The following is a 14,733-nucleotide window of genomic DNA, read 5'->3' on the forward strand; positions in this document are numbered from 1 at the left end:
ACCACTGGCCAACGGGGCCCGTTCACCGAATTGTCATCAACGCATCGGCGGGTGTCCGCTTCAGCGGGGTGTGTAGTAGCCCACGCCAAGCAGCACGTCGCCGACGCGGCGAATCAGCGTGTGCTTCTGCTCGACGGCATTGGTCGCCGGGTTGCGCCAGACGTAATCGACACTGCCGCTGCCGTCCTTCTTCGCCAGCTCGATCATTTCCTGGAACAGCGGTTCGCCGGCGGCGTCGCGCACCTCACGCACATCGGTGCCGACCAGGTTCGGGGAGCCGCCGCTGGCGCGGTACTTGCCATCTTCCAGACCGATCACGAAGACGTACTCATCGCCGATCACGAAGCCGCCCTGCGGGTCGTTGAAGCGACGGTACGCGGCATCGCCGCCTTCCTTCTCGACCAGCGCAACCGCCTTGTCGAGCAGGGTCCGCGCCTGCTCGGCGCTGGAGCGTGGAATGTAATAGCCGACGCAGACGATGTAGTCGCCGCTGCGGCGGAACAGGCTGGTCTTGTTCTGCAGCTTGTTGTTGCTCGGGTTCAGCCAGTGGTAGTCGACCGCACCGCTCTCGGCGCTCTTTGCCTTGTCGAGAATCTCGGCCATGAACGCCTTGCCGGCGGCGTCCTGCAGCTGCGTCACGTCCAGGCCCACCAGGTTATGCGAGGCGCCGCTGCTGGCGCGCATGGTGCCGGCCTTGTCCAGAACGAACACGTAGTACTCGCCCTGGGCGAAGCGGCCGTTACGCTGGTTGAAGTCGGCCAGTGCCTGCTCGGCACCGTTACGCTTCAGGTGCTCGACGGCATCGGCCAGCAGTGCTTCGGCCTGGCGCGCGTGGCTGCGCTCGACCGAACCCATCGGGCGCGCCTGTTCGGCGTCCGGCGCGGCGCTGACCAGCGGCGCCGTGCCGAGCGCACCGAGCATGGAAAGAACGAGCAGTGTCTTGTGTTTCGTTTGCATGAACGACTCCTGGCAAAAGCGGGCCGACAGGCCCTTTCAAAGCATCCTGTGAGCCTCTGGCGGCAATTCATATTGGTCTGTGGGAGGAAAAAGGCCCGGCGAAAGAACTAGAGCGCGGCCCCCCGGCAGGGGCTGGGTGCTCGCTCTGGCGGCAGGGGCTCGGTAACCTAGCCGCCTGCTCACAAGGGACCGCCCATGCTCAGCCTCTACCACGCGCCCGACCTGGAAACCCTCGGTGAACTGGCCACGGCCTTGCTCGCCCAGCCGCTGGCCGATCCCTTCGCCCCGGCGCAGGTGGTGGTCCCGAGTCAGGGCATGGGGCGCTGGCTGACCCTCGCGCTGGCGCGCAAGCAGGGCATCGCCATGCAGCTCGAGCTGCAGCTGCCGGCCGCCTTCGTCTGGGCGCTGAGCCGCCAGGTGCTCGGCAGCCTGCCGGAGCAGTCGGCGTTTACCCCGACCACCCTGACCTGGCGCCTGTATGGCTGGCTCTGCGAGCCGGACAACCTGGCGCAGGCACCGCGCCTCCGGCAGTACCTGGACGGCGGCGATGAACGCCGGCGCCTGGCCTTGGCGGCGAAGATCGCCGATACCTTCGACCAGTACCTGCTCTACCGCGACGACTGGCTGTCGGCCTGGGAACGGGGCGAAACGCGTGATCTGGGGCCCGACGAGGCCTGGCAGGCGCTGCTCTGGCGCGAGCTGACGAAGGACGGCCACCCGCACCGGGCGCGCCTGCTCGGCGACCTCTTGCAGCGCCTGCACGGCGACGAACCGCTGGCGGGATTGCCCGAGCGCCTGCTGGTGTTTGGCATCAGCAGCCTGCCACCGCATCACCTGCGCGTGCTCGACGGGCTGGCTCGACACATCGATGTGGTGGTCTTCGCGCTCAACCCGAGCCGCGAAGCCTGGGGCGAGATTCGCGACATCCGCGAGCTGGCCCGGCAGCTCCCGCAGCCCGCGGGCTCGGCGCGCGCAGCGGCTGAGCAGCCTGGCGTCGACCGCGCCGTGGCAGATCAACCCTCGAGTGCCGATGACTGGTATCTGGACGTGGGGCATCCCTTGCTGGCCAGCCTTGGCAAGCAGGGCCGCGATTTCTTCGATGCGCTGTTCGGCCTCGGCGGCCAGGAGTTCGGGCTCTATTCCGAGGATGCCGACCTGCACGATGGCAGCCTGCTGCAGGCGCTGCAGAACGACATCCTGCGGTTGCGCACGCGCCGCCCCGAGGAACGTATCGCGCTGGCCGAGGGCGACCGTTCGCTGGAAGTGCACGTCGCCCATTCGCCGCTGCGCGAGGTGGAAATCCTCCACGATCAGCTGCTTGCGCGTTTCGCCGCCGACCCCGGGCTGACTCCCGACCAGGTCGTCGTGCTGACCCCTGACATCGAGCGCTATGCGCCTTTCATCGAGGCGGTGTTCGCCGCGCGGGCGCCGGGCGGGCGGGCCAGCGGCGCGCGGATACCCTACAGCCTGGCCGACCGCAGCCTGCGCGCCGAAGTGCCGCTGGTGGAGGCCTTTCTCGAACTGCTCGGCCTGCCGCAGAGCCGTTTTGCCGCCGAGGAGGTGCTCGCCTGGCTGGAACGGCCGGCGATCGCCCGGCGCGCCGGTATCGAGAACGAGGATCTGCCGCTGCTGCGCGACTGGCTGCGTGAGGCCGGCGTGCGCTGGGGGCGCGACGCTGAGCAGCGCGCCCGACTCGGCCTGCCGGATGATCCGGCGTTCACCTGGCGCCAGGGGCTGGATCGCCTGCTACTGGGCTTCGCCGCGCCGCCGCAGCTGGCCGGCGCGCAGGCGCCGCTGCTCGGTGCGCACTGGCCGCTGGATGCCCTGGAAGGTGCGCGTGGCCAGCTGCTCGGGCGGCTGGTGGAGTTCGTCGAGCGGCTCGGTCGGCTTGCCGATCGCCTGGCCGCACCGCGCCCGCTGGCGGCCTGGGCCGACGACCTGCAGGCCCTGCTCGATGAGCTGTTCGACGAACGCGAGGCGGGCGACACGCTGCTCGCCCTGTCGCAGGCCTGCGCGGCGTTGCGCACGCAGGCCGAGGCGTCCGGGCTGGAGCGGCCGGTCGAGCTCGATCTGGTGCGCCAGCAGCTTACCGCGGCGCTGCAGCAGGGCGGTGGCGCCTCCGGCTTTCTCACCGGCGCGGTGACGTTCTGCACCATGGTGCCGATGCGCAGCCTGCCGTTCCGCCTGGTCTGCCTGCTCGGTCTGGATGATGGCGTGTTCCCGCGGCGTAACCCGCCGGCCGGCTTCGACCTCATTGCCCGTCACCCCCGGCGTGGCGATCGGGCGCGGCGGCTGGATGACCGCTACCTGCTGCTGGAAACCCTGCTCTCGGCACGCCAGGCGCTGTACCTGTCCTATGTCGGCCGCGACCCGCGCGACAACGCCGAACTGCCGCCTTCGGTGCTGCTCAGCGAGGTGCTCGAAGCGGTCGACCTGACCGCGCAGGCCGATGCCGACGGGCGCAAGGCCAGCCAGCGCATTCGCGTCGAGCATCCGCTGCAGCCCTTTGCCCCGGGCAACTTCGCTGACGACCCCTGCGCGGGCTTCGCCGAGCACTGGTACCGCGCCGCGCAGCGCCTGGCCGCCGCACCGCAGCCGCCACGCCCCTTCGCCAGCCAACTCGACGAGCCGGACGAGGCCTGGCTGACCCTCGAGCCCTCCCAGCTCCTGCAGTGCTTCCGCCACCCGCCGCGCTTCCTGCTCGAGCAGCGCCTGGGGCTGCGTCTGCCCGATGCGCAGCAGGCGCTGGCGAGCGATGAGCCGTTCGAGCTCGAGCTGCCCGCCTGGAACGGCCTGCGTCACCTGGCCATCGATGCCCTCGAGCGGGGCTGGAGCGAGGGGGACGAGCGGCGCCTGGCCTGTGCCGCCGGCTGGCTGCCCAGCGGCGAGCTGGGCCAGGCCTTGTGGGGCAAGCTGCGTGGGCCGGTGCGCGCCTTTGCGCCGCGCCTGTTCGAAATGCGCCCGGACGCGGTGCCGGCGCCGCTGGCGGTGGATGTGCAGCTGGGAGGCGTGCGCATTCACGGCTGGTTGGACGGCGTGACGCCCAGCGGCCTGTTCGGCTGGAAGCTCGGTCGTCTCGGCGAGTGGGACCTGGCGCCGTTCTGGCTGCGCCATCTGCTGCTCAACCTCAGCGCCACCCCGGACATCGCACGCGAAAGCCTGCTGCTGTCGCCGGCTGGCGACTGGCAGCTCGGCCCGCTCGAGAATGCCGCGGCGCTGCTCGAGCCCTGGCTGGCCGCCTACCGTTCCGCGATCCGCGAGCCGCTGCCGCTGCTGGCCCGCAGCAGTCATGCCTTCGCCCGTGGCTACCGCAACCCGAGCCGTGGCAGCGAGCCGCTGCAAACCGCCCGCAAGCGCGCGAAGGAGGCCTGGCTCGGTGCCGATTTCAGCCCAGTCGCCGCCGAATGCGAGGACCCCTGGAACGCCCTGGCCTTTCGTGATCGCGACCCACTGGATGAGCGCTTCGAGGCGCTGGCCGAACAGCTCATCGGCCCGATACTCGATGCGCTGGCCGACGACGAGGAGACGGACGCATGAGCCTGGACCTGCTCGAATCGCCTTTCGACGGGCGCTCGCTGATCGAGGCGAGCGCCGGCACCGGCAAGACCTGGACGCTCACCGCACTGTATGCGCGGCTGCTGCTCGAGCGGCAGCTGTCGGTGGGGCAGATCCTGGTGGTGACCTATACCACCGCCGCCACCGCCGAATTGCGCGAGCGTATCCGCACGCGCCTGGCCGACCTGCTGGCGATCTACGACGGTACGCCAGGCGACGATGCCTTCCTGCAACGCCTGCATGCGCGCTTTCCCGACGAGGCGTCGCGACGGCGCCTGCTGCTGGCGGTGCATGGCTTCGACGAGGCGGCGATCTTCACCATTCACGGCTTTTGCCAGCGCGCCCTGCAGGATGCCGCGTTCGAGGCCGGTGGCGACTTCGACAGCGAGCTGACCGCCGATGACCGCGAGCTCATCGATGCGCTGCTCGCCGACTGCTGGCGCAGCGAGCTGGCCGACGCCGATCCGGCCTGGGCACGCTTCCTGGCCAAGCAGCGCATCACCCCGACCTGGCTGCGCGGGCGCCTGCGCGCGCATCTGGGCAAACCCTACCTGCGGGTCGAGCCGGCCGAGCCGCCGCCAGCGGCCGACCTCTCGGCGGTGGACGCGGCCTGGCAGCGAGCCGCGCCGCTCTGGCAGGCGACTGGCCACGCCTGGGCGGCCGAGCTGGCGGCGCACCCGGGGCTCAGCCAGACCACCCACAAGGCGCTGAAGTTTCCGGCCTGGCGCGCCGAGCTGGACAGCTATTTCGCCGACCCGGCGGCCTGTTACGACGCGCCCGAAGGCCTGCTTAAGCTGGGCGCTCGCGCGCTTGCCAAGGCCTGCAAGAAGGGCCACGCGGCGCCGCAGTGTGCATTGGCCGAGGCCCTCGATGCGCTGGCCGACGCCCTCGCGCAGGCCGTACCGGCTGGCCGGCAGCGCCTGGTCGGGCTGCAGGTGCGGCTGCTCGAGCGCCTCAATCGCGAGTTGCCCGAACGCAAGGCAGAGCAGCGCCTGCTGGCCTTCGACGACTTGCTCAACCGCCTCGATCAGGCCCTGCGCGGCCCGGTCGGCGAGGCTCTGGCGGCATCGCTGCGCGATAGTTATCCGCTGGCGCTGATCGACGAGTTCCAGGATACCGACCCGATCCAGTACGCGATATTCGATCGCATCTACGCGCCGGGCAGCGGAGCCTCGCTGTGTTTCGTCGGCGACCCCAAGCAGGCCATCTATGCCTTTCGCGGCGCCGACCTGGCGACCTACCTGAAGGCCAAGCAGCAGGTCGATCGCGCACCCTACAGCCTGCCGGTCAACCACCGTTCCACGCCGCAACTGATCGACGCGCTCAACCTGCTGTTCGAGCGGCCGCGCCCGTTCTCCGAGGCCGGCCTGGAATACCCGCCGGTGCGGGCTGCCGAGCGCCCGCGTGCGCGCCTGCGGCTGGACGATGAAGCGGCGCCGCTGGCGCTGGTCTGGCTTGGCGACGAGCCGCTGAACAAGGGCGAGGCAGCCGAACGGGCGGCGGCGGACTGCGCACGACGCATTGCCGGGCAGCTGGCCGAGGCTGCCGAGGGAAGTGTCGGTTTCGGGCGGGACGGTGAGTTCGCGCCACTCAAGGGCGGCGATATCGCGGTGCTGGTGGCCAACCACCGGCAGGCCGCGCTGATCGCCGACGAACTGGCCCGGCGCGGTGTGCCCAGCGTGCGCCGTGGGCGCGATAGCGTCTGGCAGAGCGAGGAGGCCGCCGAACTGGCCGCGGTGCTGGCCGCCTACGCCGAACCCGGGCGCGAAGGCCTGCTGCGTTATGCGCTGGCGACACGCCTGCTGGGGCGCGACAGCACCGCCCTGGCGCGTTGCCAGGAGGATCCCCAGCAGTGGGATGCCGAGCGTGAGAGTGCCGAGCGCTATCACCAGCTGTGGCAGCAGCATGGCTTCATGCGCGTGTTTCGTGCCTGGCTCGATGAACAGACCGTGGCCGAGCGGTTGCTGGCCCGGGTCGACGGCGAGCGGCGGCTGACCAACCTGCTGCACCTGGGTGAGCTGTTGCAGGCCGAGAGCCTGTTGCGCCCCGGGCTCGAGCCGCTGCTCGCCTGGTTCGAGGCGCAGCGGGCCGGCGAAAGTGGTGGCGAGGAGGCCCTGCTGCGTCTGGAAAGCGATGCCGAGCGCGTGCAGATCGTCACCATCCATACCAGCAAGGGGCTGGAGTACCCGCTGGTCTATTGCCCCTTCCTCTGGGACGGGAAGCTGCTCGGCAAGAACCGCGACGCCGCCAGCTGCCACGACGAGAGCGGCCGGCCGCTGCTCGACCTGGGCAGCGAGCGGCTCGAGGCGCACCTTGAGCAGGCGCGCCGCGAAACTTTTGCCGAACAGTTGCGCCTGGCCTATGTGGCGCTGACGCGTGCGCGCGACCGGCTCTGGGTGCACTGGGGGCCCGTGAACCTGTGCAAGCCGAAAAAGGACGGAAGCCTCGCCGAGGAGGGCCTGCATACCAGCGCCATGGCCTGGCTGCTGCACGGCCGAGCCCTGCCCGGAAGCGACGCGCTCGGCGAGCTGGGTAACTATCTCGGCGAGCGTGATGCGCTCGGCCTGCGCCGCGAGGTCGAGCGGTTGGCCGAGGCGAGTGCCGGCAGCCTTGCCTGTCTGCCGCTGCAGGCGCATGAAGCCAGCGCCGCAGGCAATCTTCGAGCCGAGCCGCCGCACCGCCTGGCCGAGCTGGGGCGCAGCCTGCACAGCGCCTGGCGAATCGGCAGCTTTTCCGGTCTGGCTGCCGGCCTGCACATGGAGGCACCGGATCGCGACGCCCTGGCGATGCCTGATCCGGCCGAGCCGGGCAGTGGTTTCTTTGCCTTTCCCCGTGGCGCGCGCGCCGGGACCTGCCTGCACGCGATTCTCGAGGACTGGGCACGCGGCAAGGCCCCATTGGCCGAGCTGGTGGAACCAGCGCTCGCTGCCCACGGCCTGTCGGGCGAATGGCGCGACGTCGCCGCGGCGCAGCTGCAACAGGTGCTGGACACCGACCTCGACGGCCAGGGCCTGCGCCTGTCCGCGCTGTCGTCGGCCCGACGCCTGCCGGAACTGGGCTTCACCTTTCCGGTGCGCGAGCTGGATGTGGCGCGCCTGCGCGCGCTGCTCGGCGACCCCGCCAGCGGCCTTCCGGCGCCCTTGCGCGAGGCCGCGGCGCGGCTGGAGTTCGACAGCCTGCGCGGCTATCTCAAGGGCTTCATCGACCTGACCTTCGAACATGCCGGGCGCTGGTACATCGCCGACTACAAGTCCAACTGGCTCGGCCCGGACGCGAGCTACTACGGCGGGGAGCGATTGCTGCAGGCGCTCGCCGGTGAGCACTACTACCTGCAATACCTGATCTACCTCGTGGCCCTGCGCCGCTTCCTGCGCCAGCGCCTGACCGACTATCGCGACGACTGCCTGGGCGGTGCCTTCTACCTGTTCCTGCGTGGCATGCCGGAGGCCGGCGTGTACTTCGCGCGACCGGACGAGCACCTGCTCGATGCGCTGGACCGGTTGTTCGAGGGGGGCAGGTGATGTGCATGGAAGAGGTGAAGCACTTGGCCGCGTATCAACGCGCCTGTCCTGCCGGGCCGAAGCCCGCCCTGTCGGGAGATCAGGGCGCATCGGCTGTAGGGCCGCGCCGGCCGGCCGCGCTCGGGGCACGCGCTGCTGCGCTCATCGAGCGTCCGTTGCGAGCCGCCTCGGCGGCGCAGCGGGGCGCCCGACGCTGGGCGAGCCGGCCCCGCCACGTTGGGGGCGATCTTGACCGCGGGTCGGCGCCGCGCGACGCCGTGACGTTTGTTTCAAGGAGCGCCCGATGACCTCTGCCGTACTACCCCTCGGCCCGCTGGAGCGCGCCTTTGTCGCCAGCCTGCAACGGCTCGAGCCGCAGACGCCCGAAGCGGTGCTGCTGGCCGCTGCCCTGTGTTGCGAAGCGCTGGCAGGCGGGGATGTCTGCCTGCCACTGCGACGGCTGGCCGGCAGGCGGCCCTGGCCGGAGATCGACCTTGTGTTACCCGCGCTGGAGGCCTGGCGCGCCCAGCTCGAGGCTTCGCCACTGGTCGGCGAGCCTGGCGCCTATGCGCCGCTGATCCTCGATGGCGAGCGGCTCTATCTCGCGCGCTACCAGGCTTATGAACAACAGCTGGCCGAACGCCTGCTGGCCCGCGCCAGCGACGCGCCGGAGGTTGACGAAGCCTGTCTTGCCGACAGCCTGGCGCGGCTGTTCGCCTTCAACCGGCAGACGCCCGACTGGCAGCGACTGGCCGCTGCGCAGGCGGTGCGGCGCCGATTGGCGGTGATTTCCGGCGGGCCGGGCACTGGCAAGACGACCACCGTGGTGCGTCTGCTCGCCGCCCTGCTCGAACAACCCGATGGGGCGAACCTGGCCATCGGCCTGGCGGCGCCCACCGGCAAGGCGGCGGCGCGCATGGCCGAGGCAATCCGCAACGCCAAGGCCCAGTTGCCGGTCGCCGAGGCGATCAGAGCAGCGCTGCCAGACGAGGCGCGGACGCTGCACCGGCTGCTCGGCAGCCGGGGCGACAGCCCGCGGGTGCGCCATGATGCGGCCAACCCACTGCCGCTCGACGTGCTCGTGGTGGACGAAGCCTCCATGGTCGACCTGGCCCTGATGGCCAAGCTGGTCGAGGCGCTGCCACCGCGCGCCCGGCTGATCCTGCTGGGCGACAAGGACCAGCTCGCCGCGGTAGAAGCCGGCGCGGTGTTCGCCGAGCTCTGCGAGGGGCGCGGCTTCGACGCCCGGGCGGCCGCCGATCTCGAGCGCCTGACGGGCCAGGCGGTGCCGATCCAGGCACCGCGCTCGCGCCTCGGCGATGCGGTGGTGTTGCTGACCCACAGCCATCGCTTCGCCGGCGATAGCGGCATTGGCGAACTGGCCCGGCGAATCAATGCCGGCGATGCGCCCGGTACCCTGGCGCTGCTGCGCGAGGGCGCGGCCGAACTGCTGTGGAACGCCGAGCCCTCGGCGGCGGCGCTGGTCGAGCGGCTGGAGCAGGGCTATGCGGCCTATCTGCAGGCCGCACGGCAGGGTGATCCGGCGGCGGCCTTCGCGGCGTTCAATGGCTTTCGTGCGCTGACTGCGCAGCGCGAGGGTGCGTTCGGCGTGGCCGGCCTCAACGAGGCCCTGGAGGCGCGCTTCAAGCGTCGCCTCGGGGTGGCGAGCCGCGAGCGCTGGTATCCCGGGCGCGCGATCATGGTGCGACAGAACGATTACGCGTTGGGCCTGTTCAATGGTGACATCGGCCTGTGCCTGCCGAGCGGCGACGGGCTGCGTGTGTTCTTCGAGGGTGAGCAGGGCTTCCGCGGCTTTGCCCCGGCCCGCCTGCCGAGCCACGACAGTGCCTTCGCGATGACCGTGCACAAGAGTCAGGGCTCGGAATTCAGCGAAGTGCTGCTGGCCCTGCCCGAGCAGCCGAGCCCGCTGCTGACCCGTGCCCTGCTGTACACCGGCATCACCCGGGCGCGCCAGCGGGTCGAGCTGTGGGCGCTGCCGGCGCGGCTGGCCGAGGCGGTCAACGCGCGGGCCGAGCGTGCATCCGGCCTGGCCGAGCGGCTGGCCGCTGCGGAGCCGACGACGCCGGCTGTCGCAGCGCCCACCGATGGCGACCAGCTCAGTCTGTTCTGAGTGCAACTGAGCTGCAGCCCACGGCTGATGCGGGCTGCGGCCGGTTTTGCGGCGCTCGATGCGTCGTTTCGTGAAACGGTTGTGCGTTTGCACGAGGGCTTTCTGCTCCGATGCGCGTCTGTCTGACGCGAGCGGAAGCGGGCCTATGCAAAAGCTGTTTTACCTTCTCTGGGCGCTGTGCAGCCTTGGCCTCGGCGGCCTGGCCGTGACCAATCTGTGGTTACGACCCGGCGCACCCTCACTGTTCGCCCTGGCGCTGGTGGGCTATTACGCGTTCTGCTTCTTCGGACTGATCCGCGCGGCCTTTCTGCCCTGGGGCCTGCTCGGCCGGCATCGACGCAGCGGTTACTGGCTATGCCTGTTGTTGCTGCCGCTGGCGCTGGTGCCGCTGCAGGTTGCCTATCGCGTCTGGCAGGCAGAGGGCTACCTGGCGGTCGACCCGCTGCACCGTGCCGCCTGGCTGCATCCACTGCTCGGCTGGCTGCAGGGCGCGCTGGGCTATCTCGGCCCGCTGCTGCTGCTCGGCAGCCTCGGGTTGGGCATGGCCGCGGTGCTGTTGCGCGCCTTGCGCGGCCAGGTGGCGCGCTGATCAGCCTTCGAGCAGCAGCAGAATCAGCGGCAGGCTGGCGGCGGCGAGCAGCGTCTGCAGGGTGATGATGCCCGCCATCAGGTGACTGTCCCCGCCCAGCTGACGGGTCAGGACGTAGGCGGTAGGGGCGGTGGGTAGCGCGAAGAACAGCACCAGGATGGTCGTCTCCATCGCCGGCAGGCCGGTCAGCCTCGCCACGCCGTAGGCCATCGCCGGCACCAGCAGCAGGCGCACCGCGCTGTTCCAGCCGAGCGCCGGGACTTCCCCGCCGAGTTCCTGGGGTTTCAGCGCCGCGCCCACGCAGAGCAGGCCGAGTGGCAGACTGGCCGCGGCAAGCAGGCCCAGCAGGCGGTCGCTGCCGCCGGGCAGGCCAAGGCCCGAGAGGTTGACCAGCGCGCCGGCAAGGCAGGCCAGGATCAGCGGGTTCTTCAGGATCGGCAGCAGCAGGCTGCGTGCACTGACACCGCGTTCGGCGGTCAGCGACCAGACTGACATCACGTTCACCGTCGGCACCATCAGCGCCAGCATCAGCGCCGCCAGGGCCAGGCCCTGCTCGCCGAACAGGCTGCCGACTGCGGCCAGCCCCAGGTAGGTGTTGAAGCGCAGTGTGCCCTGCGTCAGCGCACCGAAGCGGCTGGCTGGCCAGCCGCGCACGCGTTTGCAGATCAACAGCGCGACCCAGCCGCAGCCGAGCGCCAGCAGCACGGCACCGGCCAGATCGGGCAGGGCGGGGTTGTCGAGTGGCGCGCGGGCCAGGCTGCTGAACAGCAGGGCCGGGAAGAGGATGAAATAGTTGAGTCGCTCGGCGCCGGGCCAGAAGGCTTCGCTCGGGAAGCCGCGCAGGCGCAGCGCATAGCCGGCGACGATGAGGGCGAACAGCGGCCACAGGGCCAGCAGCAGGTCGGTCACGGATACATCCATTCTTGTAGGTCAGGGCAATCTAGGGCTGACGCAACGCCGGCCGCAAGTCCTGTGTCGTATCAGACAAGCTCTGTTGAGCGGTGCGGCGGCCACAGCGCGACCAACCGGTCGGCGGGCGCCTGCGCGCGAGGCGGAGTTTTCCCTTTCAACGTAATGGCCAGGTGATATCATTCTTGGCGCCAGAAAACCGGGGTTCCCGATGCGCAAGCCCGCTCATCCCTATGTCGAAGACTTCCGCGACACGCCGTATGGGCGGCAGTTGCATGAAGGCTTCCGCCTGTTGCGCTTCCGCGCGCCGCTGGAGGGGGATTTCCGTGGCTATCTGGACCGTCATGCGCGGCTCTCGCAGCAGCTGGCGGCGCTGCTGCTGATTCTCGTGGTGAGCAGCTACCTGTACGTCGAATGGCGCTATCTGCCGATCGGCAAAAGCGGCTGGATCGGCGAACTCACGTTGCTGCGTCTGCTGCAGCTGGTGCCCGGGGTGGTAGTGCTGGCGCTGTCCTTCTTCAACCGCTGGGTGCGCGCGCAGGCCGACCGGCTATTCCCGCTGTTGCTGGTGCTGATCGGCGCCATCGCCTCGCGCATCGATATCCAGTACGAGCGCATCGGTCTGGACATCGCCTTTCGCTATGGCGCCGGCCTGCTGATCATCGCCTCGTTCTTCTTTCTCGGCATTACCTTCTGGCGCGCCCTGCTCTGCGCCACGGCGATGATCGTGATCGACGTGCTGCTCGCGCTGTTGCTGCTGGCACCCGAGCAACTGCCCGAGCACTGGCTTGCGGTGAGCTACTACGGCGTGCTGTTGATCATCGGGGCGGTCAGCCGCTATGCCCACGAATACTCGCAGCGCGAGCAGTTCCTGGTGCGCAAGCTGCTTGGCTGGGTCGCCGAGCACGATGCCCTGAGCGGGCTGGCCAACCGCCGCAGCCACGACGCGACGCTGGCGCGTCTGGCCGGGCAGGCGCATCGCGAGCAGACGCCGCTGGCGATGCTGTTGCTGGATATCGATGACTTCAAGCCCTACAACGATCGGCTCGGCCACCCGGCCGGCGATGCGCTGATCCGGATCTGCGGCGAGCTGCTGCAGAGCTTCGCGCGCCGGCCGCTCGATCATGTGGCGCGGGTCGGCGGCGAGGAGTTCGCGGTCCTGCTGTACGACTGCGACGCCGACTCCGCCCGGCGCATCGCCGAGCAGGTCCTCGCGGCGTTCGCCGCACGCAACATAGCGCATCCACAGTCGGCGAGCGGTCGGGTGGGGGTGAGCATCGGGCTGGCCATGCTGCAGCCTGAGCAGACGGCCGAACAGCTCTACCACGAGGCCGATGCTGCGTTATACCGGGCCAAGCAGGCGGGCAAGAACCGCATCGACGTCGCGGTTGCGCCGGCCGCCGGCTGAGTTCAGCTGCGCCGCGGCGGGACGGGACGGGTACGGCCGCTGCCGTCGATGGCGACGAAGACGAATACCGCCTCGGTGACCTTGCGCCATTCGCTGGACAGCGGGTCGTCGCTCCAGACCTCCACCAGCATGCGGATCGAGCTGCGGCCGACTTCGAGTGTCTGGGTATAGAAGGAGAGCTGAGCGCCGACCGCGACCGGGACCATGAATGCCATGCGGTCGATGGATACCGTCGCCACCCGGCCGCCGGCCACGCGGCTGGCCATCGCCGTGCCGGCCAGGTCCATCTGCGAGACCAGCCAGCCACCATAGATGTCGCCGAAACCGTTGGTTTCGCGGGGCAGCGCGGTCAGCTGCAGGGCCAGGTCGCCCTGGGGGATCGGATCTTCCTGTTCGTAATCTTTCATCGTGAAGACTCGCGGCGCGGTTGTTCTTGTGGCGCAGACCCGTCTGGGTCGGGCGAGTATACCGACTGCCTGCGTACCGGGGCGACCGATCTGGATCAAGTCGTTTCGCCGTCACCAGATTGTCACATTCGCTTCATAGAGTGTTCATACGGCCTGCCGATACTGGCCACCGTTCCAACACACACGAACACAACCCTGCTAGGAGCATGGTATGAAACTGAATCGTTTGATGGCGGCCCTGACCTTCGTCGCGGCTGGAGTGGGCGCGGCCAGTGCGGTCGCAGCGGTCGATCCGGCCCTGCCAAGCTACGAGAAGACTTCCGGCGTTTCCGGCAACCTGTCGAGTGTCGGTTCCGACTCGCTGGCCAACCTGATGACCCTGTGGGCCGAAGAATTCAAGCGTCAGTACCCGAACGTCAACGTACAGATCCAGGCTGCCGGCTCCTCCACCGCACCGCCGGCGCTGACCGAGGGCACCTCCAACCTGGGCCCGATGAGCCGCCCGATGAAGGACAACGAGATCCAGGCCTTCGAGGAGAAATACGGTTACAAGCCGACCGCCGTACCGGTGGCCATCGACGCCCTGGCCGTGTTCGTGCACAAGGACAACCCGATCAAGAGCCTGGACATCGAGCAGGTCGATGCCATCTTCTCCAGCACCCGCCTGTGCGGTGGCGAGAAGGACATCAAGACCTGGGGCGACCTGGGCCTGACCGGCGAGTGGGCGGCCAAGCCGATCCAGCTGTTCGGTCGTAACTCGGTATCGGGCACCTACGGCTACTTCAAGGAAGAAGCCCTGTGCAAGGGTGACTACAAGCCGAACGTCAACGAGCAGCCGGGTTCGGCCTCGGTGGTGCAGTCGGTGTCCAGCACCCTCAACGCCATCGGCTACTCGGGTATCGGCTACAAGACTTCCAGCGTTCGCGCCGTACCGCTGTCCAAGGGTGGCGAGGCCTTCGAGGCCAACGAAGAGAACGCGCTGGCCGGCAAGTTCCCCCTGGCTCGCTTCTTCTACGTCTATGTGAACAAGGCGCCGAACAAGCCGCTGAGCCCGATCGACGCCGAGTTCCTCAAGCTGGTGCTGTCCAAGCAGGGTCAGGAAGTCGTGGTCAAGGACGGCTACATCCCGCTGCCGAAAAAGGTCATCGACAAGACCAAGCAGGACCTGGGCCTGTAACGACGGCCGGTCGGCGGCGCCTGGCGCCGCCACCGTCCCCGGAACCCGCCGCGCCTTCAGTGCCGGCGGGTTTCGCACGTCTTGCCCTTGTAACTTTTCT

At 69.4% G+C, this 14,733-nt stretch carries 9 protein-coding genes; 6 read left to right on the plus strand and 3 right to left on the minus strand.

Annotated features, from left to right (window positions below):
* Positions 1–60: 60 nt before the first annotated feature.
* A complete protein-coding gene (locus AC0KXH_RS01620; protein WP_061338020.1) occupies positions 61–957 on the minus strand; it encodes a cache domain-containing protein in 897 nt (298 codons plus the stop codon).
* 195 nt (positions 958–1,152) lie between these two features.
* On the opposite strand from AC0KXH_RS01620, the gene recC reads away from it, so the two are divergent.
* From recC to AC0KXH_RS01640, 4 genes are all read left to right on the plus strand, one after another.
* On the plus strand, positions 1,153–4,494 hold the full coding sequence (gene recC, locus AC0KXH_RS01625; protein WP_488224038.1) for an exodeoxyribonuclease V subunit gamma: 3,342 nt from the start codon (positions 1,153–1,155) through the stop codon (positions 4,492–4,494).
* The gene (recB, locus tag AC0KXH_RS01630; protein ID WP_488224039.1) at positions 4,491–8,033 is read left to right on the plus strand and encodes an exodeoxyribonuclease V subunit beta; all 3,543 of its coding nucleotides are present in this window, start codon (positions 4,491–4,493) and stop codon (positions 8,031–8,033) included. The genes recC and recB overlap by 4 nt, the downstream gene beginning before the upstream one ends.
* Positions 8,034–8,316: 283 nt before the next feature.
* On the plus strand, positions 8,317–10,143 hold the full coding sequence (gene recD, locus AC0KXH_RS01635; RefSeq protein ID WP_488224040.1) for an exodeoxyribonuclease V subunit alpha: 1,827 nt from the start codon (positions 8,317–8,319) through the stop codon (positions 10,141–10,143).
* A 145-nt stretch (positions 10,144–10,288) separates the two neighbouring features.
* The gene (locus AC0KXH_RS01640; RefSeq protein WP_488224041.1) at positions 10,289–10,732 is read left to right on the plus strand and encodes a hypothetical protein; all 444 of its coding nucleotides are present in this window, start codon (positions 10,289–10,291) and stop codon (positions 10,730–10,732) included.
* Here the strand turns inward: AC0KXH_RS01640 and AC0KXH_RS01645 are convergent, their stop codons facing one another.
* Positions 10,733–11,641: an AEC family transporter gene (locus AC0KXH_RS01645; RefSeq protein ID WP_256372487.1), complete on the minus strand. Its 909-nt coding sequence runs from the start codon at positions 11,639–11,641 to the stop codon at positions 10,733–10,735.
* 211 nt (positions 11,642–11,852) lie between these two features.
* Here AC0KXH_RS01645 and AC0KXH_RS01650 point away from each other — a divergent pair, with 211 nt between their 5' ends.
* Positions 11,853–13,049 carry a GGDEF domain-containing protein gene (locus AC0KXH_RS01650; protein ID WP_269262094.1) on the plus strand — a complete coding sequence of 399 codons (1,197 nt, stop codon included), beginning with the start codon at positions 11,853–11,855 and terminating at the stop codon, positions 13,047–13,049.
* Between the two features lie 2 nt (positions 13,050–13,051).
* Here the strand turns inward: AC0KXH_RS01650 and AC0KXH_RS01655 are convergent, their stop codons facing one another.
* A complete protein-coding gene (locus AC0KXH_RS01655) occupies positions 13,052–13,456 on the minus strand; it encodes an acyl-CoA thioesterase (RefSeq protein WP_041108564.1) in 405 nt (134 codons plus the stop codon).
* Positions 13,457–13,667: 211 nt separating this feature from the next.
* On the opposite strand from AC0KXH_RS01655, the gene AC0KXH_RS01660 reads away from it, so the two are divergent.
* The gene (locus AC0KXH_RS01660; RefSeq protein ID WP_041108563.1) at positions 13,668–14,633 is read left to right on the plus strand and encodes a PstS family phosphate ABC transporter substrate-binding protein; all 966 of its coding nucleotides are present in this window, start codon (positions 13,668–13,670) and stop codon (positions 14,631–14,633) included.
* The last annotated feature ends 100 nt before the right edge of the window (positions 14,634–14,733 follow it).

The sequence above is a fragment of the Stutzerimonas sp. CXK-1 genome (assembly GCF_057738225.1).